Here is a 288-nt window from a genome sequence, read left to right as displayed (position 1 = left end):
GAGAGCATAGCCCGCTACCTCTCGCAGCTCGACAGCGCCGATCGCCAGGGTGAAACGGTCCCGGAGGCCAAGCGGCTCAACGAAAAGATTGCAACGCTGCGCCAGGAGATACAGCGCCTGGATGCGCTGAACTCCCAGATGATGCAGACCGAAGACAAGCAGATATCGCTAACCGATCCCGATGCGCGCTCGATGGCCACAAGCGGCCGAGGCAGCGGGATGGTCGGTTACAACGTTCAAAGCGCCGTAGATACCAAGCATCACCTCATTATTGCCCATGAGGTGACC

General features: G+C 59.4%; 1 pseudogene. It reads left to right on the top strand.

Annotation, left to right across the window (positions count from 1 at the left end):
- Positions 1–288 (top strand): annotated as a pseudogene (locus KJQ96_RS39060) (IS5/IS1182 family transposase); the annotation flags it as partial.

This window comes from Bradyrhizobium sp. sGM-13, assembly GCF_018398875.1.
Lineage (GTDB): Bacteria > Pseudomonadota > Alphaproteobacteria > Rhizobiales > Xanthobacteraceae > Bradyrhizobium.
Note: the sequence above shows the minus strand (reverse complement) of the source record. Positions and strands in the feature narration are given on the sequence as shown.